A 23,167-nucleotide genomic window follows, 5' to 3' on the forward strand; every position below is an offset into this window, starting at 1 on the left:
CAACGCAACTAACCGTGCGATTTCGCACGCCCCGACCCTCGTGCCTCAACCGTCCGTCGACACGGTCACCGCCTCCCACGTGCGCATGTCGTCTTCCAGCGCCGACCATTTGGCGCGCACGAGCCGAAGCGCATCGCTGCCGAGCAACAGATGGGCCGGCGGATGGTCCGCCTTGATGACCGCGAGCATGGCACGCGCGGCCTTCGCGGGATCGCCCAACTGACGGCCGCTGTTCTCCTCGCGCGCGTGACGGATCGGCTCGAAGAGCGCGTCGTAATCGGCGATCGAGCGCGGCGTGCGCGTCATCGAGCGGCCGGCCCAGTCGGTGCGGAACGAGCCCGGCGCCACGGCGGTCACCGCGATGCCGAACGGCTCGAGCTCCTTGCCGAGCGTGTCGGAAATCCCTTCCAGCGCGAACTTGCTGCCGCAGTAATAGGCAATGCCGGGCATCGTGATGTGGCCGCCCATCGACGTGATGTTCAGGATGCGGCCGCGCCGGCGTGCGCGCATGAACGGCACGACGGCCTTCATCATCGCGACGGCGCCGAATACGTTCACGTCGAACTGTCGGCGCATCTCCGACAGCGGCGACTCCTCCATGATGCCCTCGTGCCCGTAACCGGCGTTGTTCACCAGCACGTCGACGGGCCCGACGCTCGACTCGATCTCCGCGACGACGCCGTCGATGCGCTCGAAGTCGGTCACGTCGAGCACGCGCCCGATGGCCGCATGCGGGGACAGCGCTTCGAACGCCCGCTTCGCCGCTTCGCTTCTCACGGTGCCGACCACCGTATGACCCGCGGCCAGCGCCGCTTGTGCGAGCGCGCGGCCGAAGCCGCTGCTGACGCCGGTGATGAGCATGATAGTGCCGGATGCCATGTGAGCTTCTCCCGAATGTCGATCGAAGCATGCATACTAGTCTGACGATCCACGTAACCTAAGCCCGGTTCCGCTGATTTTCTTGCACAAAACTATGAGCACCGCGCCCTCTTCGCCCCGATCGCCGCAGCTGCCCGCGCGCAGCCGCCAACACCTGATCGCGTTGCTGCATGCATTGGCGCCGGACGAAGGCTACAACCTGACCGCACTGCCGAGCGTGCGCATCCTGCGCTCGAACCGCGCGCTGTCGCGCACGCCGGTGCTGTACGACCCGGGCATCGTGATCGTCTGCCAGGGCAGCAAGCGCGGCTATTTCGGCGGCGAACGCTACCTGTACGACGAGGCCCACTACCTGGCCGTCTCGGTGCCCGTCCCGTTCAGCATGGAAACCGACGCAACGGCGGCGCACCCGCTGCTCGCGCTGTATCTGCACCTCGATTTCCCGATGGCCGCCGAACTGGCCGCGCAGATCGACCGCGAAGGGATCGCCGAACCCGTGCAGGCGCCGAGAAGCATGATGTCGACGCCGATGGACGACGCGATGCAGGCGACCGTGCTGCGTTTCGTCGAAGCGCTGCACCGGCCGCTCGAAGCGGCGATACTCGGCCGCGGGTTGCTGCGCGAACTGTATTTCCGCGTGCTCACCGGCGCGCAGGGCAGCGCCATGCGCAACGCGCTGGCGATGCGCGGACAGTTCGGCCGGATCGGCCGTTCGCTGCGCCTGATTCATGCCGACTACGCGCAATCGCTCGACGTCGCGCAACTGGCCGCGGAAGCCGGCATGAGCGTGCCGAGCTTCCATAGCCACTTCAAGGCGATCACGCAGGTGTCGCCGATGCAGTACCTGAAGTCGACGCGGTTGCATCAGGCGCGCTTGCTGATGGTGCGCCAGGACCTGACCGCAGAGGCGGCCGGCCATGCGGTCGGTTATGCGAGCCCGTCGCAGTTCAGCCGGGAATTCAAGCGGCTGTTCGGGCTCACGCCCGCGCAGGAGACGAAGCGCATGCGTGCGCAGTTCGCGATTCCGGCGGCGTTCGAGGATGCGGTGTTCGTGTCGTCACACTGAGCGACGCGCCGCGAGCGGCACGCGTGACTCGGCGGGCCCGAGGCCCCGTGCGTGAAACTAGTCGGGACGTGCACACTCTCCGCCCGCGGCATCGCGCACCAGACCCGCCAGCGATTTCAGGATGAACGCGGTCACGCCCCAGATGTCCTGCGTCTGATCCGCCCAGTACCAGGCGCCGGCGCGTTCGCCGTCGCCGTATTGCCGCGGCAGATCGGGATTCAGCAGCGTCGAAAACGGAAACTCGAAGATCGCCTCGACTTCAGCGGGTGCGGCTTCCCATGCGGCTGTTTCCGACACGAAGCCGATCACGGAAAAAATGGCGTGATTGCGCTTTCTCGTTTTATGAATCGGCAGGCTTCCGATCATCCGCACCGCATCGGGCGCGAGGCCGATTTCCTCGAACGCCTCGCGCAGCGCGGTCGCGCCGATGCTGGTGTCCGATTCCGCCGGACGTCCGCCGGGAAAACTCACGTGCGACGAGTATTCGCTGAGCCCCGACGATCGCTTGGTCAGCAGGATCGTCGGATCGCGCCGCGCGACGATCGCGACCAGGACAGCGGAGAATTTCCACGGTCGGTCGTTGTCCGCGAGGTAGAGCTGCGCCGTGGGCCACGGCGTGTCGGCCGGGATCAGCAGGTGTTCCACGCCGCGTGCGAGCGCGTCCAGCATGGTTTGCGGCGAAGCGGTGCCCGCCGATGCGTTCGCGAGTCCACCCCCGGTTTTCAGGTGGCTTCCGTCGGATGCCATGTCTTCCTCCTGCATGCAGGATGCTGCAAGCGTTGAGCGACACTGAACCCGACCTGTGTTGCATGGGCACGGCGTCGTTGTGTTTGAACCGGACGGTTCCGGATTCGCAGGCGGCCGTCTGCTCCGGCGAAAAAATTGGCGCGATCGTTGCGAAAATTCGCGTGGCCGGGCCGAAGCGGAGAACTCTGATGATGCACGAAAATTGAAATGCCGAGCGACCGCGCATCGATCGATGCGCTCGGTCCGGCAGAATGCAGGATCGTGCCGAAGCATCCCGACATCCGGGCGATGCTCGCGCGCCCCCACCAGCACGCCCATCTCACACGAGATCGAGATGACCCGGCCCATCACGCGCTGCCCGCCGCGTTTCAGGTCGAACAGGGTGAAGCCGTCGGCCGGCCTTGCCTGCTGCGGTTGTCGGTCAGCTCGAACGGTGAAATCAGCGTCGGCGGTCGCGTGGTCAAGCTCGGGCGCGGCGTCATCAACGTCTAGACGCAACGACCTGCGACGCCGGCCACGCCCGCGACACGCCGCCAACCATGCGTCGTGCGTGCTGCGGGCCGGCGCGGGAGCGATCGACGGCCGGTGCATCGACGCACGCCAGGCGTCGCCGCGCTTGCCATGCCGCCCGCGTCGCCCGCCCGAGCCGATCGCCGACATCAACGACCCGGCCGCCGATATCGCGCACACGTCGCGCGCCGCCTGCAACGCGTGCTTCGGCACGGCAGCCGTATAGCCGCTCGTCGAGCGCGCGTAAGGGACGAGCCGCAGCGCTTCCATCACATGCTCGCGCATCTGGCCGAACCGCTCGCGCGGTTCGCGATCCTCGCGGCTGCACCCGATCGGCTTCGCGAATACGACCGGGCGCGGCAACCGTCATTGCGCCGGGTCTTTCAGCTCGATCAGCAGATCCTTCGCCGCGACTCGCTCGCCCGGCTTCACATGCACGGCCGCGATCTCGCAGTCGCGCTCCGCCGCGATGTGCGTTTCCATCTTCATCGCCTCGAGCGCGATCAGCGTCGTGCCGGCCGACACACGCTGCCCCGGCTGCACGGCGACCGTGACCACCGAGCCCGGCATCGGCGCGGCGACATGCAGCGGATTGGCCGGATCGGCACGCTGCAGGCCATGACGCTCCTTGCCCGCCTGCACGATGCTCTTCTGCTCGACCAGCGCGGAACGCGACTGGCCGTTCAGCTCGAACAGCACCTTCACGATGCCATCCTGCGCGTCGGCGTGCTGACCCTGCAGCGACACGAGCAGCGTCTTGCCCGGCTCGATGTCGATCGCCACTTCTTCCTGCGGCTGCAGCCCGTACAGGAACGCCGGCGTCGGCACGACCGACGTGTCGCTGTAGGCACGCACGTGCGCGTAATAGTCGACCGTCTGCTTCGGATACATCAGGTAGGACGCGAGCTGCCGGTCGTCGAGCGGGCGCTCGCACGCGGTCTCGGCCTGCCTGCGTGCCGCGTCGAGGTCGACCGGGGGAAGCTGGTCGCCGGGACGATACGGCGCCGGCGGTTCGCTCTTGAGCACCTTGCGCGACAGGTCCGCCGGGAAGCCGTCGGGCGGGAAACCCAGCTCGCCCTTGAACAGCGACACGACCGACTCGGGGAACGCGATGTCCTTGTCCGGATTGCGCACGTCGTCCACGCCGAGGTCGTTCGCGACCATCATCAGCGCCATGTCGCCGACCACCTTCGACGTCGGCGTGACCTTCACGATGTCGCCGAACAGGCGATTGACGTCCGCATACGCGCGCGACACCTCGGTCCAGCGATGATCGATGCCGAGCGAGCGCGCCTGCTCGCGCAGGTTCGTGTACTGGCCGCCGGGCATCTCGTGACGGTAGACGTCGGCCGTGCCCGCGCGAATCTCCGATTCGAACGGCGCGTAATAACGGCGCACGCCTTCCCAGTACATCGACGCTTCGTGCAGGCGGTCCTGATCCAGCCCGGAATCGCGTTCGCTTCCGGCCAGCGCCGCCGCGATACTCGACAGGTTCGGCTGCGACGTGAGCCCGCTCATCGCGTCGAGCGCGCCGTCCACCGCGTCGCAGCCCGCACCGACCGCCGCGAGCACCGAAGCCGCGGCGATCCCGCTCGTGTCGTGCGTATGGAAATGCACGGGCAGCCCGGTTTCCTCCTTGAGCGCCTTCACGAGCGTCGCGACAGCCTGCGGGCGGCAGATGCCGGCCATGTCCTTGATGCCGAGCACGTGCACGCCGGCCCGCTGCAGTTCGCGCGCGATGCCGACGTAATACTTGAGGTCGTATTTCGAGCGCGACTTGTCGAACAGGTCACCGGTGTAGCAGATCGCGCCTTCGCAGAGCATCCCGCTCTCGCCAACCGCATCGATCGCCACGCGCATGTTGCGCACCCAGTTCAGAGAGTCGAACACGCGGAACACGTCGACGCCCGCGCTCGCGGCCTGCTGCACGAAGAAGCGCACGACGTTGTCCGCGTAGTTCGTGTAGCCGACCGCGTTCGAGCCGCGCAGCAGCATCTGGAACAGGATGTTCGGCACGCGCTCGCGCAGCAGCGCGAGCCGCTCCCACGGGTCTTCCTTCAGGAAGCGCAGCGCGACGTCGAAGGTCGCGCCGCCCCAGCATTCGAGCGAGAACAGCTGCGACAGCTCGCGTGCGTAGAACGGCGCGATCGGCAGCATGTCGGCCGTGCGCATGCGCGTCGCGAACAGCGACTGGTGCGCATCGCGCATCGTCGTGTCGGTCAGCAGCACCTGCTTCTGATCGAGCATCCAGCGCGCGAACTTCTCGGGGCCGAGCTCGCGCAGTCGATCGCGCGTGCCGGCCGGAATCGCCACCGCCGTATCGACCTTCGGCAGCACGGGTTTCGGCAGCGGCAATGCCGGCAGCGTGCGGCCGCTCATCTCGGCGTTGCCGTTCACGTTCAGCTCGCCGAGATAGCGCAGCAGCTTCGTCGCGCGATCGCCGCGCTTCGCGAATGCGAGCAGCTCCGGCGTCCTGTCGATGAAGCGCGTCGTCACGTCGCCCGCGATGAAGGCCGGGTGATTGATCACGTTCTCGAGGAACTGCAGGTTCGACGTGACGCCGCGAATCCGGAACTCGCGCAGCGCGCGATCCATCCGGTGGATCGATTCGGCGGCCGTCGGCGCCCAGGTCGTCACCTTGACCAGCAGCGAGTCGTAGTACGGCGTGATCACCGCGCCACCGTAGGCGGTGCCGGCGTCGAGGCGCACGCCGAAGCCCGCCGCGCTGCGATAGGCCGTGAGCCGCCCGTAGTCGGGCAGGAAGTCGTTCTCCGGGTCCTCGGTCGTGATCCGGCATTGCAACGCGTTGCCATTCAGCGGAATCGCCTGCTGCTCCGGCACGCCGGCCGCGCGCGCGACGAGCGTGCCGTCGCCGTCCGTCGCGTCCTCGGCGAGGCCGATCCGGCCGCCTTCGGTGATGCGGATCTGCGCCTTCACGATGTCGATGCCGGTGATCATCTCGGTCACCGTATGCTCGACCTGGATGCGCGGGTTCACCTCGATGAAGTAGAACTGGCCGGTGTCGGCGTCCATCAGGAATTCGACGGTGCCTGCATGCGTATAACCAACCGCGCGCATCAGGCGCAGCGCCGATTCGCACAGCGCCTGCCGGCCCGCGTCGTCGAGATACGGCGCCGGCGCCCGCTCAACCACCTTCTGGTTGCGCCGCTGCACCGTGCAGTCGCGCTCGTACAAATGCACGACCGTGCCGTGCAGGTCGCCGAGCACCTGCACCTCGACGTGCCGCGCATTGCGCACGAGCTTCTCGACGTATACCTCGTCGTTGCCGAACGCGGCCAGCGCCTCCCGGCGCGCGACAGGCAGCAGTGTTTCGAGATCCTGATCGCTTTCCAGCACGCGCATCCCGCGTCCGCCGCCGCCCCAGCTCGCCTTCAGCATCAGCGGATAGCCGACTTGCGCGGCCAGCGCGCGGCATGCGTCGAGATCGTCCGGCAGCGGCGCGGTCGCGGGCATCACGGGCACTCCGGCGGCGATCGCCGCGTTGCGCGCGGCCACCTTGTTGCCGAGCGTGCGCATCACTTCCGGCGACGGGCCGATCCAGCGAATGCCGGCGTCGATCACGGCCTGCGCGAAATCGGGGTTCTCCGATAGGAAGCCGTAGCCGGGATGGATCGCGTCGACCTTAGCCTGCCGCGCGACGCGCAGAATGTCGTCGATGTCGAGATACGCGGCGAGCGGCTTCTTGCCTTCGCCGATCAGGTAGCTCTCGTCCGCCTTGAAGCGATGCAGCGCGAGGCGGTCTTCCTTCGAATACACCGCCACCGTACGCATATTCAGTTCGGCGGCGGCACGCATCACGCGGATCGAGATTTCCGAGCGGTTCGCGATCAGGATGGACTGGATGGGGGTAGGCGTCACGGCGGCCATGGATAGTGAATGGTTGAATTGAGTTCGCCGCCGCGCCGTGCTCCGCCCGCCTGCTTCATTGGGCGGCGTTCGGATCGTCGCGTCGGTCATTCGCGGTTGCATCGTCGCGGCTTTCGCCAGTCGACATGTTCGCCAGATCGCCGGATGGTCGCTATCGACATCGCGACGACGAATAGCATCCAGCCGACCAAACGGAAATAAGGGACCGCTCGCCGGCCGGTCCGGTCGTCGGTCGAAGCACGGCGAGCCCGTGGCACGAACCGCGCTCGCGACAGGATCAATCGCGGTGATCGAACAGCGGTGCGTGATCCATCCAGTCGTAGCCGGCCGTTCCCTTTGCCCACGCCCAGTTCGTATCGCGGCGGCGTTCACCGGACGATTCGCGCGTCGGCGCGGATCGATCTGCTTCCAACGCGCGTTCGCGCGCAACGCGACGCGCATCGTTCCCGGAAACCGTGTTTCGTTTGCCGTAGTCAGTCATTGCATTCACCTTACGATTGAAAAGCGGGTCGCCTCGAACTGTGCGGTTCGTTTCGTCAGGAGAGAACGGTCGGACGAGAGCACATCGAGCATGTCGTCTCGTAAAGGCAAGAAGCAGGCCACATCGAATATCACACGGACGGCGTTGATGGATGGGGCTCGGGCGCGTAGGCCGGCTTCGTACCGGCTCAGATATGGAATCGAAGTTTCAATTCTGAAATCCCGCGAGGCGGGACCGGTCAGCCGAGCGGACCGATGGGCCAGGAGAAGTCAACGTCAATCGGGCCGGCATCGCACACCGCTGAGAAAGGATCCGAAATCGCCCTCCCGACGCGTCTCACCTCCATCAGATCCCGTGCGCGCTCAACCGCGCGCCGTACCAGCGCGAGAACCGGTCGACGTAAGCCTCGGTGAACGGCGAGAACACGCCCGGCGCATACGCAGGATCCTGGGTGCCCGCGTGCGTGATCTCGACGAGGTGCTTGTCCTGCGTATTCGTCGCGACCCATACCTCGGTCAGATCCGACAGCGTGTAATCGACGCCCTCGACCGCGTCGGCATGGACGAGCCATTTCGTGCGCACGAGCGTCTTGTCCGGTGCGAGCGGGATGATGTACGAAATCACCGCGTGGTCGCTCATCACGTGGGTCCACGAATTGTGCGTCCACAGATGCGTATCGCCGAGATCGCGCCGTTGCAGGTCGCCGAACAGCTTCGTGCTCGCCACCTTCGTGCTGATCGTCTGCGATTCGCCCGCGCCGGCGATCACGAGCTGCTGCGTCCTGAACTGCGTGACGGCATCCTCATCGAGCCATTCGACGGCCGAGCCGAGGAAGCCTTCGCGCGCCCAGTTCGCCTGGCAGCTGGCCTTGCGCGCCTGGTATTCCTCGAACGCCCGAAGCTGTTCGTCCGTGAGGTTTTCCGGGCAGAAGCCAAAATCCTCGGGCAGGAACGACGCGGTCAGCTCGGGATGGGTGCCCGCGCAGTGATAGCACTCGCGGTTGTTCTCGATCACCAGCTTCCAGTTGCCGTGCTCGACGATCTCCTGCTCGAACGCGATCTTTGTATGCCGCAGGTCGTACGGCGCGAAGCGCGGCGCCATCGTGTCCTCGAGCTTCGCGATGTCCTCGGGTGCATCGTCGTCGAGGCACACGAAGATGTGCGTGCCGATGATGCGCGTCTTCACCGGAATCAGGCTGCGGCAGGTCGTGTCGAAATCCTTGCCCATGTGCGTCGCGTGGCGCAGCGTGCCATCGAGGTCGTACGTCCATTGATGATAAGGACACACGAGCATTCCAACGGTCGACTTCCCCGCCTCCTTCAGGCGCGCGCCACGGTGACGGCACACGTTCCGGTAGGTTCGGACGTTCTCGTCGTCGTCGCGCACGATGAAGATCGACGACTTGCCGATGTCGACGGTCGACACGTCGCCGGCCTCCGGAACGTCGGCCGTCACGCCAACCAGGATCCAGTGCTTCCGGAAGAAGATCTCGACATCCGTTTCGAAGACGTCCTGACGGCCGAACAGTTCGCCGGGCATCCCGTGGCCCGGTTGGCGACTGCGGATCAGGTCACCGTGCGTCTTGACTTGCACTTCGGACATCGTCTTTCTCCAATCCCGAGGTTCGTGAAATCGCGCGGCTTCGAATGTTCCGCGTCGATTTCAGTATTGGATCGATGAAAAAGAGCGTCAACGCGCTTTATTTTCGTTCTGGTATTACCTGGGATCATGCGAAGCGGACAGAGCGAAAATCGCCGCGAAAGTCTGCCGGCGTGCCTGCGTCAGTCCTGCCTGACGTCCGCGCGCAGCCATTCGACGAGGCCGTCGATCGCCGGCGTGATCGTCTTCCCGTGCGGCACCACGATGTAGTAGGCGTCCGTCATCTGCAAGGACGCCACCGGCAACCGCACCAGTTCCCCGGCGTCGAGCAGGTCGTGGACGAGCCGCCCCCAGCCGAGCGCGACACCATGACCATAGCGGGCGGCATCGATCGCATCGGTATATAAGCTGCAGCGCAGCGCGTAATTCAACCGGTCGGGCCGGAAGCCGGCGGCATGGAACCACGCCTCCCACCCCATCCAGCCCTCGGACGTCGAATCGGACTCCACCAGCGCGACGGCGGCGAGTTCCGCCAGCGATTCCGGCGCGCCGTGCTGCCGCAGCCAGGCCGGCGAGCAGACGGGAAAGACTTCTTCGTCGAACAGGCGGATCGCGGTGCCGTCGGCCCAGCGACCGTTCCCATAGCGCACCGCGATGTCGATTTCGTTGTGGCGCAGATCGGCGGTGAACATCAGCGTCGCGAGACGCAACTGCAACTCGGGCTGCGCGGCCTTCAGCGCGGCGAGCCGCGGCAGCAGCCGGAAATGCGAGAACGCGGAGGTCGCCGCGAGGACGAGTTCCTGCCGGATCGGGCCGCTCGTCAGACGGTCGAACACGCCGGCGATCTTCTGCATCGACTCGGCCATCACCCGGTACAGCGCCGCACCCTCGTCGGTCAGTTCGATCGAGCGATGCAGCCGATGGAACAGGCGCGTGCCGAGCAGGTCCTCGAGGAACTTGATCTGCCGGCTCACCGCGGCCTGCGTGACGCCGAGTTCGTGCGCGGCCAGCGTGAAGCTGCCGAGGCGGGCGACCGCCTCGAACTCGACGAGCGCCGTCACGGACGGGATCAGACGGCGATAGCCTTTGGGGGTTGCGGACGCAGGTTTCATCTGACGAACGCGTGGTGCGGGGGCAGCGTGCTATTGACCGATCTCGACCCCGGCATCTAGCCAGCCGCGCATCATCACGCCGACCTCGTCGCCCAGCCACTTCCGGAACAGCCGGTATTCCTCGCGCGGCTGCGCATTCCGGTGCGTGATCAGATAGTGATGGCGATCGCGGAACACCAGCACGTCCTGTACCGGACGCACCAGGGTGCCTTGCTCGATCTGCCGGTGCACGAGGTGATGCCAGCCCAGCAGCGTCCCCTCGCCGGCCTCGGCCTGCGCGACGAGCAACCGGTAGTCGTTGCTTTCCAGATACTTGTTCTCGGTCAGCGTGTCGGTACCGTCGCCTTGCTGGAACCAGTTGCGCCACACGCGCCAGTCGACGTGCTCGCACACCTGCGCGCGGCCGAGCATCGACAGGTTCAGGGTCGGGCACGACAGCAGGTCCAGCGGCTTCAGCGACCGGCCGCGAAAATGGCGTTCGTGAAAGGACGGGCTGCAAACCGGATACACGATGTCGTGAAACAGCGGCTCGGCTTCGAACTCGGGCTCGCGCGGCGGGTTCTTCGTGATGATCACATCGGGCTCGATGAGCCCGTCGAGTTCCATGAAGTGTTCGGTGACGATCACGTTCAGCCGGATATCCGGAAACCGCTCGCGAAACGCGGGCAGCCGCGACGACAGCCAGAGCGCCGAGAACGTATGCGACACGCAGATCATCAGCGCGTGCCTGTCGGTGCGGCGCACCGCCTCCGCCGCCTCGGCGATGTTCATGATCGACAGGTACGACGCGTTGTAGAGGACGCGCCCCGCATCCGTCAGCGCGATATGCCGGCCGGTGCGCTCGAACAGCGCGACGTCGAGCGAATCCTCGAGTTCCTTGATCTGCCGGCTGATCGCGGCCTGCGTCACGCACAGCACCTCGGCCGCCTGGGTGAAGCTCTCGTAGCGCGCCGCCGTCACGAAACACCGCAGCGCGCGAAGCGACGGCATCTGCGCGAGGAGTCGGTCTGCAAACAATTGCTTCTTCAACATGGCTTTCACTCTCAAAACGGAGGTCGGACGCAGCGTCGGCGCATTCGTCGACGGCAGTCCCCATCGGCTGCCTGCGAGCAGGCTCATCGCAAGCCTTTCGATTATCTGAATATTACGGCTTGCGAGTCGGCCGGGCGGCGTCGCGATGACGCCATTCTCGCTCGATTGTGCACTGCGTCGCCATTATCGGCGCGATGATGGAGACGGCAAGGCGCGCGGTGGTGCCGCCCATCCGCCCCCGCGCCAGGCCACTGCGCGGCGCGGGGGCGCAGCGCACCATACGCGATGCCGACGCGGCGTAGCGTCGTTCGTTCTGTCGCGCGCCGCGTGCGCCATTCTCGCCGGCCGAGCGGCCGCTGGCCATACTCGCGCGACATGGTGCAGGACAACATCGCAGCCGATCGGCGGCTCGACAAGCCGCCGAAACGGTTTCGCCGCAACCTGCAGCCTGGGCCCCGCGGCCCCGGGGTGCAGCGTGCGCGGCGCGCCCCACTTAGTCGAGCTTCAACCAGGTGGTCTTCAACTCGCAATATTGATCGTGTGCGTACACGGACTTGTCGCGGCCGCCGAACCCCGACTGCTTGAAGCCGCCGAACGGCGTCGATAGGTCGCCTTCGCCGAAGCAGTTCACCGTGACCGTCCCCGCACGAATCCGCGCGGCGACCTTGTGCGCGCTGTTCACGTTGTCGGTCCACAGCGACGCGGCCAGCCCGTAGCACGTATCGTTCGCGATCCGCACCGCGTCGTCGACGTCGTCGTATTCGATGAAGCACACGACCGGCCCGAACACCTCGTCGCGCGCGATGCGCATCTCCGGCGTCACCTGATCGAAGATCGTCGGCTCGACGAACCAGCCGCCCGTCTCCGCGAGGATCGCGCGCCCGCCGCACACCACGCGCGCGCCTTCCGCCTTCGCCTGCTCGATGTGGCCGAGCACCTTCTCGTAATGCTTCTGCTCGATCAGCGCGCCGAGCTTCACGTCCGGGTCGAGCGGATCGCCGATCTTCCACCCGGCGAGCACGGCCTGGACCTTCTCCAGCAGTTCCGCCTTGCGGCTCGCCGGAACGAGAATCCGCGAACCGGCGCTGCAGTTCTCGCCCATGTTCCAGAACGCGGCCGCGACCGCTTGCTCCGCCACCGCATCGAGGTTCGCGACATCCGGCAGGACGACCTGCGGATTCTTGCCGCCGCATTCGAGCACGACGCGCTTCAGGTTCGTGTCGGCCGAGTAGTGCAGGAACCGCTTGCCGGTGGCCGTCGAACCGGTGAACGCGACGAGATCGATGTCCGGATGGCGGCCGATCGCCTCGCCGGCCTCGGCACCGAACCCGGTGACGACGCTGAACACGCCCGGGGGCACGCCGGCCTCGAGCGCGAGATCGGCGATCCGCAGCGTCGACAGCGACGTCTGTTCGGCCGGCTTCACGACCACGCTGTTGCCGACCGACAGCGCGGGGCCGATCTTCCACGCGAGCATCAGCGCCGGGAAATTCCACGGCAGCACCGCGCCGACGACGCCGATCGGCTCGCGCGTGACCATGCTGACGACGCCGGCGCCCGAAGGCGACAACACGTCGTAGCGCTTGTCCGTCACTTCCGCATGCCAGCGGATGCACGCGGCCGACTCGGGAATGTCGAGCCCCAGGCATTCGCCGATCGGCTTGCCGGCTTCCAGCGCCTCGAGCAGCGCGAGTTCCTCCGCGTGCTCGTCGATCAGCTGCGCGACGCGCAGCAGCACCGCCTTGCGATGCGCGGGTGCGGCCTTCGACCAGACGCCCGACTCGAACGCTTCGCGCGCGGCCGCGACCGCGCGATCGACGTCGCGGTCGCTACAGCGCGCCACTTCGGCAAGCACCTTGCCGGACGCCGGGTTGAGCGTCGCGAACGTCTCGCCCGACGCTGCCGCGCTGCGCTCGCCCGCGATGAACGCGCGACCGTCGAGCGACAACGCGTTCGCCTTCTGTTTCCAATCCTGATGGGTCGTCATGTCGTTTCCTCAAAAATCAAAGCTCGGCACCAGCCGAGAATTCCTTGGCCCAGATCGTCGCCGACACGGCCAGGTCGACGAGCGGCCGAACCGGCAGCGGACGCGGATGCGGCTGCTTCAGCAACTGCTGCACGAGGCTGTTCGATTCGCCGAGCGCGTATTCGGCGATCAGCTTGCCGGAGGCCGACCCGCGGCTCAGCCCGAGGCCGTTGCAGCCGATCGCCTCGTAGAGGCCGTCGTCGCGCCTGCCGAACAGCGCACCGTTGTTCGAGGACAGGCACAGCGGCCCGCCCCACGTATATTCGAGCTCGACGCCGCCGAGCATCGGGAAGCGGCGCTCGAACGAGCGCTGATGCAAATGCCGCGACTTCGCGAGATCGGCCTGCGACAGCTTCACGTCCGGCCGGAACGCGAAATGGTTGCGCACGCAAATGCGATCGGTGACCAGGCGCCGCACCGTCGTGCCCATCGGATCGGCCGGAATCAGCGCCCACGAGCGCGTGCCGCCGAGTCTCGCCACTTCGTCGGGGTTCATCGGGCGCGTGAGCGACGCGAACGTATAGACCGGCAGCAAACCGTTCGAATGCATGCCGAAGGTCGCCGCGTATGCGTTGGTGCACAGGATCACCTGCTTCGCGACGATCGTGCCGCCGGCGAAATGCAGTACGCGCGTGTCGCCGCGCGGTTCGATCCGCTTCACCGGGCTGAGCTCGAACACCGTCACGTTCGCCGGTTGCGTCGCCGCCAGCCCGCGCATCAGCGCCGCCGGCTGCACGGTGCTGCAGCCCGGCGTGAACAGCGCGCCCGTGTAGAACCCGGTGCCGGTCACGGCCTGGATCGCCGGCTGATCGAGCCATTCGAATGCTTCGCCGATGCGCGACAGCCCGTCGGCGAAATGCGCGAGCGCGGCCGCGCCCTTCCGGTTGACCGACGCGTGGAATTTGCCGTCGTCGCGCCAGTCGCAGTCGATGCCGAAACGCCGCACGATCTCGCGCACATAGTCGATGCCGTGCCGCTGAAACCGCACGTCCGCACGATCCTCGTCGATGCTGCGCGAGTAGCTTTCGCTGCTGATGTCGTGCGGCAGGTCGACGAAGAATCCGGAATTGCGCCCGGACGTGGTGCGGCCGATCCGGTCGGCCTCCACGAGCGCGATGGACGCGCCGGGTGCCAGCTCCGCCAGCCGGCGCGCGGCACAAAGCCCGGTGATGCCGCCGCCGACGACGACCCAGTCGAACCGGCTGTCCGACTTGACGGTATTGGCGTCCGGTGCGGGCGGAAGACTCTCCCACCATCCGTTCATCCCGTCCGGCGCCGGAAACCGCGCGAATTCCAGAGTCGAGCCCATGACGGATTACCGGCCGTCGCGCAGCAGCGGCTTGACGAGCTTCGCGAACGCGTCGCGCTCGTCGCCCGACAACGCGCCGAGCGGCGCGCGCGCGACGCCGACCGGCAGCCCGGCCAGCTCGCAGCCGTAGCGCACGTACTGAATGAACTTGCCGCTGCGCTCGAGCAGTTCGAGTACCGGCAGCAGTCGGGCCATCAGCTTGCGACCGGTCGCGAAATCGCCGCGCTTCACGCATGCGTCGAACAGGTCGGTGTGCGCTTCCGGCAGGAAGTTCGATGCGCCGCCGACCCAGCTGCGCGCGCCCCACGCGAAGAACTCGAGCGCCTGATCGTCCATCCCGCAGCTCAGCACGAGCCGGCCGCTGAAATGCGTCGACAGATGATGCAGATGCGCGATGTCGCCGGTGCTTTCCTTCATCGCGACGAAGTTCTTGCGCTCGAGCAGCGTCTCGAGAATGTCGTCGCCGATTTCGGTGCCGGTGCGGGCCGGGAAGTTGTACAGCATGATCGGCATGTCGAGCGCGTCGTCGACCGCGAGCAGGTGCGCGAGCAGTTCCTGCTGGGTCGGCTGCGCATAGTACGGCGCCGCCACGAGCAACGCGTTCAGCCCCGCGCGCTTCGCTTCACGGCCGAGGCGCAGCACCTCCTTCGTCGTGGTCGCGTTGATGCCCGCGGTCAGGAACGTCTTGCCGCCGGCCGCGGCGGCGACCGTGTCGAACGTGCGCACGCGCTCGTCGAAGCTCAATGCGTAGTATTCGCCCGTCGTCCCGCCGATGCCCAGGCCGGATACCCGGCCCGCAAGATCGGCCGCATGCCGGCCGAGCAGTTCGTGGTTGATTTCGCCGTCCGCGTCGAACGGGGTGACCAGCGGAGTGTGTACGCCCTCGAAGCTCATTTTCGATTCCTCAATCAAGTGGTTGCACCAGGTTCCCGCCCGTCAGGCAGGAAACCGGCAATTCGACACAACGTCGTCGGTACGTCGCTGCACACGCGCAGCCACGCCGATCGATTCACTACGTGATCCGAACGATGTTCGAGGTTCAGACCGGTTCCCGGATCAGGCGAACGCCTCCGCGTGCGCATAGACGGGAAACTGGCTGCACAGGTCGCGCACGCGGGTCCGTACCGACCGCTCGACCGCTTCGTCGCCGTTCGGATCGCGCTCGAGCGCAGCCATCACTGCCAGGATCATTTCGCCGATCTGCTCGAACTGCGCGGTTCCGAAGCCGCGCGTGGTGCCGGCCGGCGTACCGAGCCGGATGCCGGACGTGACGGTCGGGTTTTCCGTATCGAACGGAACCCCGTTCTTGTTGCAGGTGATGCCCGCGCGCTCCAGCGCCTTCTCGGCCTGCGCGCCGGTGATGCGCCGGGCGCGCAGGTCGACCAGCAGCAGGTGGTTGTCGGTACCGCCCGTGACGAGCGTCAGGCCGCCGGCCGTCAGCACGCGCGCGAGCGCCTGCGCGTTGCGCAACATCTGCTCGATATAGCGGGTGAATTCCGGCCGAAGCGCTTCCGCAAAGGCCACTGCCTTGCCGGCGACGACATGCATCAGCGGCCCGCCCTGCAACCCCGGAAACACCGCCGAATCGATCTGCTTCGCGACCTCGGCGTGGTTCGTCAGGATGAAGCCGCCGCGCGGGCCGCGCAGCGTCTTGTGCGTGGTGGACGTCACCACGTCGGCGAACGGCACCGGGTTCTGATGCCGGCCGGCCGCGACGATGCCCGCGATGTGCGCCATGTCGACCATCAGCTTCGCATCGACGCTGTCGGCGATCTCGCGAAACGCGGCGAAGTCGAGCGCCCGCGGATACGCGGAGTAACCGGCGACGATCAGCTTCGGGCGATGCCGCTCGGCGAGCCGGCGCACGTCGTCGTAGTCGATGCGCAGCGTGTCGCGGTTCACGCCGTACTGCACCGCGTTGAACCACTTCCCCGACAGCGCGGGCCGCGCGCCGTGCGTGAGGTGGCCGCCCGCATCGAGCGACATGCCCATCACCGTGTCGCCCGGCTTGACGAGCGCGAGCATCACCGCGCCGTTGGCCTGCGCGCCCGAATGCGGCTGGACGTTGGCGTGGCTCGCGTCGAACAGCGCGCACGCGCGATCGATTGCGAGCGCCTCGATCCGGTCGACATGGTCGCAACCGCCGTAGTACCGCCGCGACGGATAGCCTTCCGCGTACTTGTTCGTCAGCACGGTGCCCTGTGCTTCCAGCACCGCCGCCGACGCGATGTTTTCAGATGCGATCAGTTCGATCTGGGTTTGCTGGCGACGCAGCTCCAGCGCGATCTCCGACGCGATCACCGGATCCCGGCTCTGAAGCGTTTCGGAAAAAAAGCGGGCGTTCTCGTTCACTTGCTGACTCCGCGACGCGATTCGTGACATGCTGCATGGACTGCGCGTACCGCACATCGCGAGGCCGGCGCCATCGTTGCGGCTCTGCCCATCGGCTTCGGGCGATACGCCCCGCCGGTTCGCGCGGACGACGCCGATCGCATCGTCTGCGCCACCGGGGCGCGGCTTTACTGCTGCAGCCAGGCCTTGAGCTTCTCTGGGTGTGCATCGACGAACTTCTTCGCGGCGCTCGCGTAGTCGTTCGTGCTGTTCCCCTCGAACTCGATCGCCTCGACATCGGCCAGCGTCAGCTTCAGGTGCTTGAAGAACACGTCGGCGCGCGGGAACTTGCCCGCGAACTTCTTCGACGCGAACGCATGAATCTGCTCTTCGCCGCCCAGCGTGCCCTTCGGATCCTTCAGGTAACGCATCTGCCACTTCTGGAACAGCCAGTGCGGGCTCCAGACCGTTGCGACGATCCACTGCTTCGACTGGTACGCACGCGACACGCTCGCCAGCATGCCGGCCTCGCTCGACGCCTGAAGGTTGTAGCCGTCCAGGTTGTACGCCTTGATGGTCTTCTCGGATGCCTGCATCAGGCCGCCGCCCGGCTCGATGCCCTGGATCGTGCCGTTCAGCTTGCTCTTGACTTCCGGCTTGCTCAGGTCGGCGATCGACGACAGCTCCGATTCCGGAATGTAGGTTGGCACCGCCCAGCCGTTCTTGCCGCCGGTGTAGATGATGCCGACGTCGTCCAGGTCGTTCTTGTACTTCGCGTAGTAGGTCCCGTGCGTGACCGGCAGCCAGCCCCCGACCATGATGTCGAGATCGCCACGCGCGACACCCTGGTACTGGATGCCGATGTCGGCCTGGACGAACTGCACCGGTTGCTTCAGTTGCGTCTCGAGCACGTACTTCGCGACGTTCGCCACCGCGAGCACGTCCGCCCAGTTGGTCACCGCGATCTTGACCGGCTCGGCCGCCGATGCCGCGCCCACACCTGCACTGCAGGCCACCACCGTCGATACCGCAAGTTTCGCCAGAAGCGACTTGAACGTATGGGTATTCATCTAGTACTCCTTTTTAATCACGCGAGTCTTTCAAGGGTGAGGAACGCCTTCGATCGGCGTTTCCGGTCTCCACGCACTGCTACACCGGTTCCGCCGCGGCACCGTGGCCGCGACGCTTCATCGTCCTTCAAATGCCTTCGACCGCCCTGTTCGTCAGGTGCGTGCCGCGCCACGCGGGCCGGCCTTGCCGGCGCGCACGATCGGCTTCTTCGCCTTCTTCTTCGCCTTCACGCCGAAGCTCTCCGTCAGGCGATCGAGCACGATCGCGAGCAGCACGACGCCCAGCCCGCCTTCGAAACCGATCCCGATGTCGAGACGCTGAATGCCGCTCAGCACGTATTCGCCGAGGCCGCCCGCGCCGATCATCGACGCAACCACCACCATCGACAGCGCCATCATGATCGTCTGGTTCACGCCGGCCATGATCGACGGCAGCGCGTTCGGCAACTGGATCTTCCACAGCAGCTGCCAGTCGGTGCTGCCGAACGAGCGGCCGGCTTCGATCAGTTCCTCGCGGACCTGCCGGATGCCGAGCGTCGTCAGCCGCACGACGGGCGGCATCGCGAACACGATCGTCGCGATCACCGCCGGCACGCGTCCGAGCCCGAACAGGATCACGGCCGGGATCAGGTACACGAACGCGGGCATCGTCTGCATGAAGTCGAGCAGCGAGCGCAGGATCATGCCGATCCGGTTGTTGCGCGCGCCCCAGATCCCCAGCGGGACGCCGATCACGAGGCTGAAGAAGGTCGCCGCGGTAACGAGCGCGAGCGTCGATACCGTCTGTGCCCACAAGCCCATGTAATGGATGACGAGCAGCGCGAGGCCGACGAAGATCGAGAACACGATGCCGCGGCGCCACAGCGCGAGCCCCACCATGATCACGACCATCGCGATGAACGGCACGGCGGCGAGACCGTCTTCGAGCAGCTTCACGACCGCGCCGAGCCCCGCCGAAAACGTGTCGAAACCGCCGCGGAAATGCAGAAACAGAAAGTTGACGAAGTCTTCCGCGAACTTCCCGATCACCGACGCGTTCATGCTGCCCTCCGTTGCATCATCTGCTTGAGTATCGTCCGGCAGGACACGACGCCCGCCAGTTGTCCCGCCGCGTCCGTCACCGGCACGTCGTGCTGCCGGGTCAGCGCGATCGACGCGAGCCGATGCAGATCCGTATCGATCGACACCGCATGGAAGTCGGGCAGGAATGCCTCGCGAATCGGCCGGACACCGGACCGGTGCAGTGTGGCGGCCGTCACGCAGCCGAGGTAATGGCCGGCCTCGTCGCACACGTAGCCGCATTCCGCGCCGCTGTCGATCAACCGGTTCAGGTAGCGGTCGGACGACGTGCCCGCGTCGCACTGAATCAGCCCGCGCTCGATCTTCGTCAGCAGGCTCGACGCCTTCAGGAAGCGCGACACGTCGACGTTGCGGAAGAAGTCCTGCACGTAGGCGTCCGCCGGTGTCTGGATCAGTTCGGCCGGCGTGCCGACCTGGATCAGGCAGCCGTCCTTCATGATGCCGATGCGGCCGCCGATCTTCACCGCCTCCTCGATATCGTGGGAGATGAACACGATCGTGCGCTGCTCTTCCTTCTGCAGGCGCAGCAGCTCGTTCTGCATTTCGAAGCGGATCAGCGGATCGAGCGCGGAGAATGCCTCGTCCATCAGCAGGACCGACGGGTTCACCGCGAGTGCGCGGGCAAGGCCCACGCGCTGCTGCATGCCGCCGGACAACTCGCTCGGCAGCAGCTTCTCGTACGACCCGAGCCCGACGCGCTCCAGCGCGGCACGCGCGACCTCGTAGCGCTGCGCCTTCTTGATTCCCGCGACCTCGAGCCCGTACGCGATGTTGTCGAGCACGGTCCGGTTCGGCAGCAGCGCGAACGACTGGAACACCATCGCCATCTTCCGGCGTCGAACGTCGCGCAATTCCGGCGTCGACATCGGCGCGATGTCGCGGCCTTCGAGCACCACCTGCCCGGACGTCGGCTCGATCAGCCGGTTGAGCAGACGTACCAGCGTCGATTTACCCGAGCCCGACAGCCCCATGATCACGAAGATCTCGCCGGCCCGCACGCTCAGGCTCACGTCGTCGACCGCCACCATGTTGCCGGTTTCGGCGAAGATCTCGTTGCGCCCGACGCCGCGCTTCATCAGCTCGATCGCACGCTCGGGCTTCGGACCGAAGATCTTCGACAGGTGCTTGACGGTCAGGATGTCGGTTCCGGTCGCGATGCTCGACCGGGCGATCGACGGCGCACCGTCGGTGGAGATTGCTCCGGGGGGAAGTACGTCGCCCGGTGCAAACGTCAGATTTGGGGCCATTCTGTCATCCCGACTAACTGGTAACGGAAACCGCGAACTCCGCACGTGTCGCCATCGATTGCCGGCTTGCTGCCAGGGCTCGATGCCGCGCTCGCGTGGTTGACGGCGCTGATTCAGTGACTGCAGCGTATCAATCCAATTTCGTCGCTCCAGATACATTTTCTGTGCGCTTTTCCATACCTTTGGTAATGCATCGAATGCGGGCAAAAAGGCATGACTGCCCCGAAACCGTGCGAATGACGTGAAAACCAGTGCCGGTGCGGCTGTGCGGGATTGGACGAGAATTGCGCCGAGGCGGCGTGCGTGGCGTGCGCAGGGGTGCGCTAGGGGAAAATCCCGACGAGGGGACTTAAGGGAAACTACCAGGAAGACGCGCATTCGACGGCGCACATGGCCGTCGGGCCGGCTCTCGGCAGGGCGGCCCGGCAGATGCTCGCGATGTTCAAGCGTCCCTTGCCGCGGGACCTCGCGGCGCTCGACGCGTAAGCGCACCGCGCAAAGCACGCGGCCGCCCGAAGGCGGCCGCGCGAAGAGGCACTGATGCGCCGCTTACTTGCTGTAGTCGTACACCCCACGCCCCGTCTTGCGCCCCAGCCGCCCTGCCGACACCATCTCGCGCAGCAGCGGGCACGCACGGTACTTCGTGTCGCCGAAGTCCTTCAGGAACACGTCCATCACCGCGAGACACACGTCGAGCCCGACGAGGTCGGCCAGCGCGAGCGGCCCGATCGGATGGTTCGCGCCGAGCTTCATCCCCGCGTCGATCTCCTCGGCCGACGCGATGCCTTCGGCCAGCACGAAGAACGCTTCGTTGATCATCGGCACGAGGATCCGGTTCACGACGAAGCCCGGCGCGTTGCGCACGCCGATCGGCGACTTGTCGAAACGCTCGGTCAGCGCGCGCACCGCCGACGCGGTCGCGTCGCTCGTCTGCAGCCCGCGGATGATCTCGACGAGCGGCATCAGCGGCACCGGGTTGAAGAAGTGCATGCCGACGAAGCGCGACGGATCGGCGAGCAGCGCCGCGAGCGACGTGATCGAGATCGACGACGTGTTGGTCGCGATGATCGCGTCAGGCCGCGCGACCGACTCGATCTGCTTCAGGATGCGGCTCTTCAGCTCGACGTTCTCGGTCGCGGCTTCGATCACGATGTCGACCGCGGCGAGCTTCGCGTAGTCGGTCGACGTCGTGATGCGCGCGAGCGCGGCGTCGCGTGCGCCGGCGTCGAGCTTGTCCTTCGACACGAGCCGCTCGAGGCTGCCCTTCAGGGCGGCGACGCCCTTGTCGAGCGCCGCGTCGCTGACGTCGATCATCACGACGTTGAGTCCTGCAACGGCCGCGGTTTGCGCAATGCCGTTGCCCATGGTTCCGGCGCCCACGACGCCGACGGTTTCGATTGCCATGACGATTCCTGTGTATTCGGGTGCTGAGCGGTCGATTATCAGATGTTCTCGAAGATCGCCGCAATCCCCTGGCCGCCGCCGATACACATCGTCACGAGCGCGTAACGCCCGCCGATGCGCTTCAGCTCGTACAGCGCCTTGACCGTGATCAATGCGCCGGTCGCGCCGATCGGGTGACCGAGCGAAATGCCCGAGCCGTTCGGGTTGACCTTGGCCGGATCGAGACCAAGCTCCTGCGTGACCGCGCACGCCTGCGCGGCGAACGCCTCGTTCGCCTCGATCACGTCGAGATCGGTGATCTTCAGGCCCGCGCGCTCGAGCGCCTTCTGCGTGGCCGGCACCGGGCCGATGCCCATGTACGCCGGATCGACGCCCGCATGCGCGTACGCGACGAGACGCGCGAGCGGCTTCACGCCCTGCGCGCGCGCGGCATCCGCGCTCATCATCAGCACCGCGGCGGCCGCATCGTTGATCCCCGACGCGTTGCCGGCGGTCACCGTGCCGTCCTCCTTCACGAACACCGGCTTCAGCTTCGTGAAGTCGTCCGGGCCGGCGTCGTGACGCACGTGCTCGTCGGTGTCGAACGCGACCTCACCCTTCTTCGTGCGGATCGAGATCGGCAGGATCTGGTCCTTGAAGCGGCCTTCGGCGATCGCGCGCGCCGCGCGACGATGCGATTCGAGCGCGAGCGCATCCTGCGCATCACGCGAAATGCCGTACTTTTTGGCGACGTTCTCTGCGGTCACGCCCATGTGGATCGTCTGGAACGGGTCGTGCAGCGCGCCGAGCATCATGTCGACGAGCTTTGCGTCGCCCATGCGCTGGCCGAAGCGCGCGGCCGGCACCGTGTACGGCGCGCGGCTCATGTTCTCCGAGCCGCCGCCGATCGCGACGTCGGCGTCGCCGAGCATGATCGTCTGCGCGGCCGACACGATCGCCTGCAGGCCGGAGCCGCACAGGCGGTTCACGGTGAGCGCCGGCGTGTGCTGCGCGACGCCGCCGTTGATCGCCGCGACGCGCGCGAGATACATGTCCTTCGGTTCGGTATTCACGACGTGGCCGAACACGACATGCCCGACCGCATCGCCCGGCACGTTCGCGCGCGACAGCACTTCGCTCACGACCTTCGCGCCGAGATCGGTCGGCGAGAAATCCTTCAGGCTTCCGCCGAAATCGCCGATCGCGGTACGGACACCGCTCACCACCACGACTTCCTTCGCTGCATTGCTCATCGTCTCACTCCGGTTCGTTCGCGCCCGCGGCGCGGGGATGCGTTGCGTTACATGTTCGGGTAATTCGGCCCGCCGCCGCCTTCCGGCGTGACCCACACGATGTTCTGCGTCGGGTCCTTGATGTCGCAGGTCTTGCAGTGCACGCAGTTCTGCG

The 23,167-nt window shown here is 66.4% G+C and carries 18 protein-coding genes and 1 pseudogene; 2 read left to right on the forward strand and 17 right to left on the reverse strand.

Translation table 11 applies throughout. The features are described 5' to 3' along the window. Nucleotides 1-45: 45 nt before the first annotated feature. Nucleotides 46-879 carry an oxidoreductase gene (locus DIE02_RS03680; protein WP_124528805.1) on the reverse strand — a complete coding sequence of 278 codons (834 nt, stop codon included), beginning with the start codon at nucleotides 877-879 and terminating at the stop codon, nucleotides 46-48. A gap of 94 nt (nucleotides 880-973) precedes the next feature. On the opposite strand from DIE02_RS03680, the gene DIE02_RS03685 reads away from it, so the two are divergent. After that, on the forward strand, nucleotides 974-1,945 hold the full coding sequence (locus DIE02_RS03685) for an AraC family transcriptional regulator (RefSeq protein ID WP_124528806.1): 972 nt from the start codon (nucleotides 974-976) through the stop codon (nucleotides 1,943-1,945). Between the two features lie 57 nt (nucleotides 1,946-2,002). Here DIE02_RS03685 and DIE02_RS35905 read toward each other — a convergent pair whose 3' ends face one another. Continuing rightward, the gene (locus DIE02_RS35905; protein WP_311766765.1) at nucleotides 2,003-3,040 is read right to left on the reverse strand and encodes a CoA pyrophosphatase; all 1,038 of its coding nucleotides are present in this window, start codon (nucleotides 3,038-3,040) and stop codon (nucleotides 2,003-2,005) included. On the opposite strand from DIE02_RS35905, the pseudogene DIE02_RS36315 reads away from it, so the two are divergent. After that, a pseudogene (locus tag DIE02_RS36315) lies at nucleotides 3,035-3,184 on the forward strand (phenazine biosynthesis protein PhzC/PhzF); the annotation flags it as partial. The gene DIE02_RS35905 and the pseudogene DIE02_RS36315 sit on opposite strands and share 6 nt — an antisense overlap. A gap of 384 nt (nucleotides 3,185-3,568) precedes the next feature. Here DIE02_RS36315 and DIE02_RS03700 read toward each other — a convergent pair. The 15 genes from DIE02_RS03700 to DIE02_RS03765 all read right to left on the reverse strand — a co-directional run. Next, a complete protein-coding gene (locus DIE02_RS03700) occupies nucleotides 3,569-7,090 on the reverse strand; it encodes a pyruvate carboxylase (protein ID WP_124528807.1) in 3,522 nt (1,173 codons plus the stop codon). 277 nt (nucleotides 7,091-7,367) lie between these two features. Then, the gene (locus tag DIE02_RS35910) at nucleotides 7,368-7,502 is read right to left on the reverse strand and encodes a hypothetical protein (protein WP_260426335.1); all 135 of its coding nucleotides are present in this window, start codon (nucleotides 7,500-7,502) and stop codon (nucleotides 7,368-7,370) included. 414 nt (nucleotides 7,503-7,916) lie between these two features. After that, nucleotides 7,917-9,173 (reverse strand): SRPBCC family protein, encoded by a 1,257-nt coding sequence (locus DIE02_RS03705; protein ID WP_124521624.1) that lies wholly within the window; start codon nucleotides 9,171-9,173, stop codon nucleotides 7,917-7,919. Nucleotides 9,174-9,352: 179 nt separating this feature from the next. Then, entirely contained in the window at nucleotides 9,353-10,282 is a 930-nt protein-coding gene (locus DIE02_RS03710; protein WP_124521622.1) for a LysR substrate-binding domain-containing protein, read from the reverse strand. Between the two features lie 30 nt (nucleotides 10,283-10,312). Further along, complete coding sequence (locus tag DIE02_RS03715) at nucleotides 10,313-11,314, reverse strand: LysR substrate-binding domain-containing protein (protein ID WP_044848475.1); 1,002 nt, start codon at nucleotides 11,312-11,314, stop codon at nucleotides 10,313-10,315. Nucleotides 11,315-11,807: 493 nt separating this feature from the next. Continuing rightward, entirely contained in the window at nucleotides 11,808-13,301 is a 1,494-nt protein-coding gene (locus tag DIE02_RS03720; RefSeq protein ID WP_124521620.1) for an aldehyde dehydrogenase, read from the reverse strand. A gap of 16 nt (nucleotides 13,302-13,317) precedes the next feature. After that, the gene (locus tag DIE02_RS03725; RefSeq protein ID WP_124521618.1) at nucleotides 13,318-14,649 is read right to left on the reverse strand and encodes an FAD-binding oxidoreductase; all 1,332 of its coding nucleotides are present in this window, start codon (nucleotides 14,647-14,649) and stop codon (nucleotides 13,318-13,320) included. Nucleotides 14,650-14,655: 6 nt separating this feature from the next. Next, a complete protein-coding gene (locus DIE02_RS03730; protein ID WP_124521617.1) occupies nucleotides 14,656-15,543 on the reverse strand; it encodes a dihydrodipicolinate synthase family protein in 888 nt (295 codons plus the stop codon). A gap of 162 nt (nucleotides 15,544-15,705) precedes the next feature. After that, entirely contained in the window at nucleotides 15,706-17,031 is a 1,326-nt protein-coding gene (gene glyA / locus DIE02_RS03735; protein WP_185702560.1) for a serine hydroxymethyltransferase, read from the reverse strand. 137 nt (nucleotides 17,032-17,168) lie between these two features. After that, nucleotides 17,169-18,050, reverse strand: a complete 882-nt coding sequence (locus tag DIE02_RS03740; protein WP_124521615.1) for a glycine betaine ABC transporter substrate-binding protein — start codon at nucleotides 18,048-18,050, stop codon at nucleotides 17,169-17,171. Between the two features lie 153 nt (nucleotides 18,051-18,203). Further along, nucleotides 18,204-19,091 carry a proline/glycine betaine ABC transporter permease gene (locus tag DIE02_RS03745; RefSeq protein ID WP_124521614.1) on the reverse strand — a complete coding sequence of 296 codons (888 nt, stop codon included), beginning with the start codon at nucleotides 19,089-19,091 and terminating at the stop codon, nucleotides 18,204-18,206. Further along, nucleotides 19,088-20,377 (reverse strand): glycine betaine/L-proline ABC transporter ATP-binding protein, encoded by a 1,290-nt coding sequence (locus tag DIE02_RS03750; protein WP_044848468.1) that lies wholly within the window; start codon nucleotides 20,375-20,377, stop codon nucleotides 19,088-19,090. Before DIE02_RS03750 ends, DIE02_RS03745 begins: the two co-directional genes overlap by 4 nt. A gap of 549 nt (nucleotides 20,378-20,926) precedes the next feature. Then, entirely contained in the window at nucleotides 20,927-21,781 is an 855-nt protein-coding gene (locus DIE02_RS03755; protein WP_124485735.1) for a 3-hydroxybutyryl-CoA dehydrogenase, read from the reverse strand. Nucleotides 21,782-21,819: 38 nt separating this feature from the next. Continuing rightward, nucleotides 21,820-23,013, reverse strand: a complete 1,194-nt coding sequence (bktB, locus tag DIE02_RS03760) for a beta-ketothiolase BktB (RefSeq protein WP_044848466.1) — start codon at nucleotides 23,011-23,013, stop codon at nucleotides 21,820-21,822. Between the two features lie 47 nt (nucleotides 23,014-23,060). Then, nucleotides 23,061-23,167: 4Fe-4S dicluster domain-containing protein (locus DIE02_RS03765; RefSeq protein ID WP_141667388.1), on the reverse strand; the 107-nt coding region annotated here is incomplete at its 5' end.

Origin of the sequence: Burkholderia sp. Bp8991 (genome assembly GCF_003853795.1) — a bacterium.
Lineage (GTDB): Bacteria > Pseudomonadota > Gammaproteobacteria > Burkholderiales > Burkholderiaceae > Burkholderia.

Coding starts and splice junctions, on each gene's coding strand:
- DIE02_RS03680 (WP_124528805.1), bottom strand. CDS start 879: ATGGCATCCGGCACTATCATGCTCATCACCGGCGTCAGCAGCGGCTTC.
- DIE02_RS03685 (WP_124528806.1), top strand. CDS start 974: ATGAGCACCGCGCCCTCTTCGCCCCGATCGCCGCAGCTGCCCGCGCGC.
- DIE02_RS35905 (WP_311766765.1), bottom strand. CDS start 3,040: ATGGGCCGGGTCATCTCGATCTCGTGTGAGATGGGCGTGCTGGTGGGG.
- DIE02_RS03700 (WP_124528807.1), bottom strand. CDS start 7,090: ATGGCCGCCGTGACGCCTACCCCCATCCAGTCCATCCTGATCGCGAAC.
- DIE02_RS03705 (WP_124521624.1), bottom strand. CDS start 9,173: ATGTCCGAAGTGCAAGTCAAGACGCACGGTGACCTGATCCGCAGTCGC.
- DIE02_RS03710 (WP_124521622.1), bottom strand. CDS start 10,282: ATGAAACCTGCGTCCGCAACCCCCAAAGGCTATCGCCGTCTGATCCCG.
- DIE02_RS03715 (WP_044848475.1), bottom strand. CDS start 11,314: ATGTTGAAGAAGCAATTGTTTGCAGACCGACTCCTCGCGCAGATGCCG.
- DIE02_RS03720 (WP_124521620.1), bottom strand. CDS start 13,301: ATGACGACCCATCAGGATTGGAAACAGAAGGCGAACGCGTTGTCGCTC.
- DIE02_RS03725 (WP_124521618.1), bottom strand. CDS start 14,649: ATGGGCTCGACTCTGGAATTCGCGCGGTTTCCGGCGCCGGACGGGATG.
- DIE02_RS03730 (WP_124521617.1), bottom strand. CDS start 15,543: ATGAGCTTCGAGGGCGTACACACTCCGCTGGTCACCCCGTTCGACGCG.
- glyA (WP_185702560.1), bottom strand. CDS start 17,031: ATGTCACGAATCGCGTCGCGGAGTCAGCAAGTGAACGAGAACGCCCGC.
- DIE02_RS03740 (WP_124521615.1), bottom strand. CDS start 18,050: ATGAATACCCATACGTTCAAGTCGCTTCTGGCGAAACTTGCGGTATCG.
- DIE02_RS03745 (WP_124521614.1), bottom strand. CDS start 19,091: ATGAACGCGTCGGTGATCGGGAAGTTCGCGGAAGACTTCGTCAACTTT.
- DIE02_RS03750 (WP_044848468.1), bottom strand. CDS start 20,377: ATGGCCCCAAATCTGACGTTTGCACCGGGCGACGTACTTCCCCCCGGA.
- DIE02_RS03755 (WP_124485735.1), bottom strand. CDS start 21,781: ATGGCAATCGAAACCGTCGGCGTCGTGGGCGCCGGAACCATGGGCAAC.
- bktB (WP_044848466.1), bottom strand. CDS start 23,013: ATGAGCAATGCAGCGAAGGAAGTCGTGGTGGTGAGCGGTGTCCGTACC.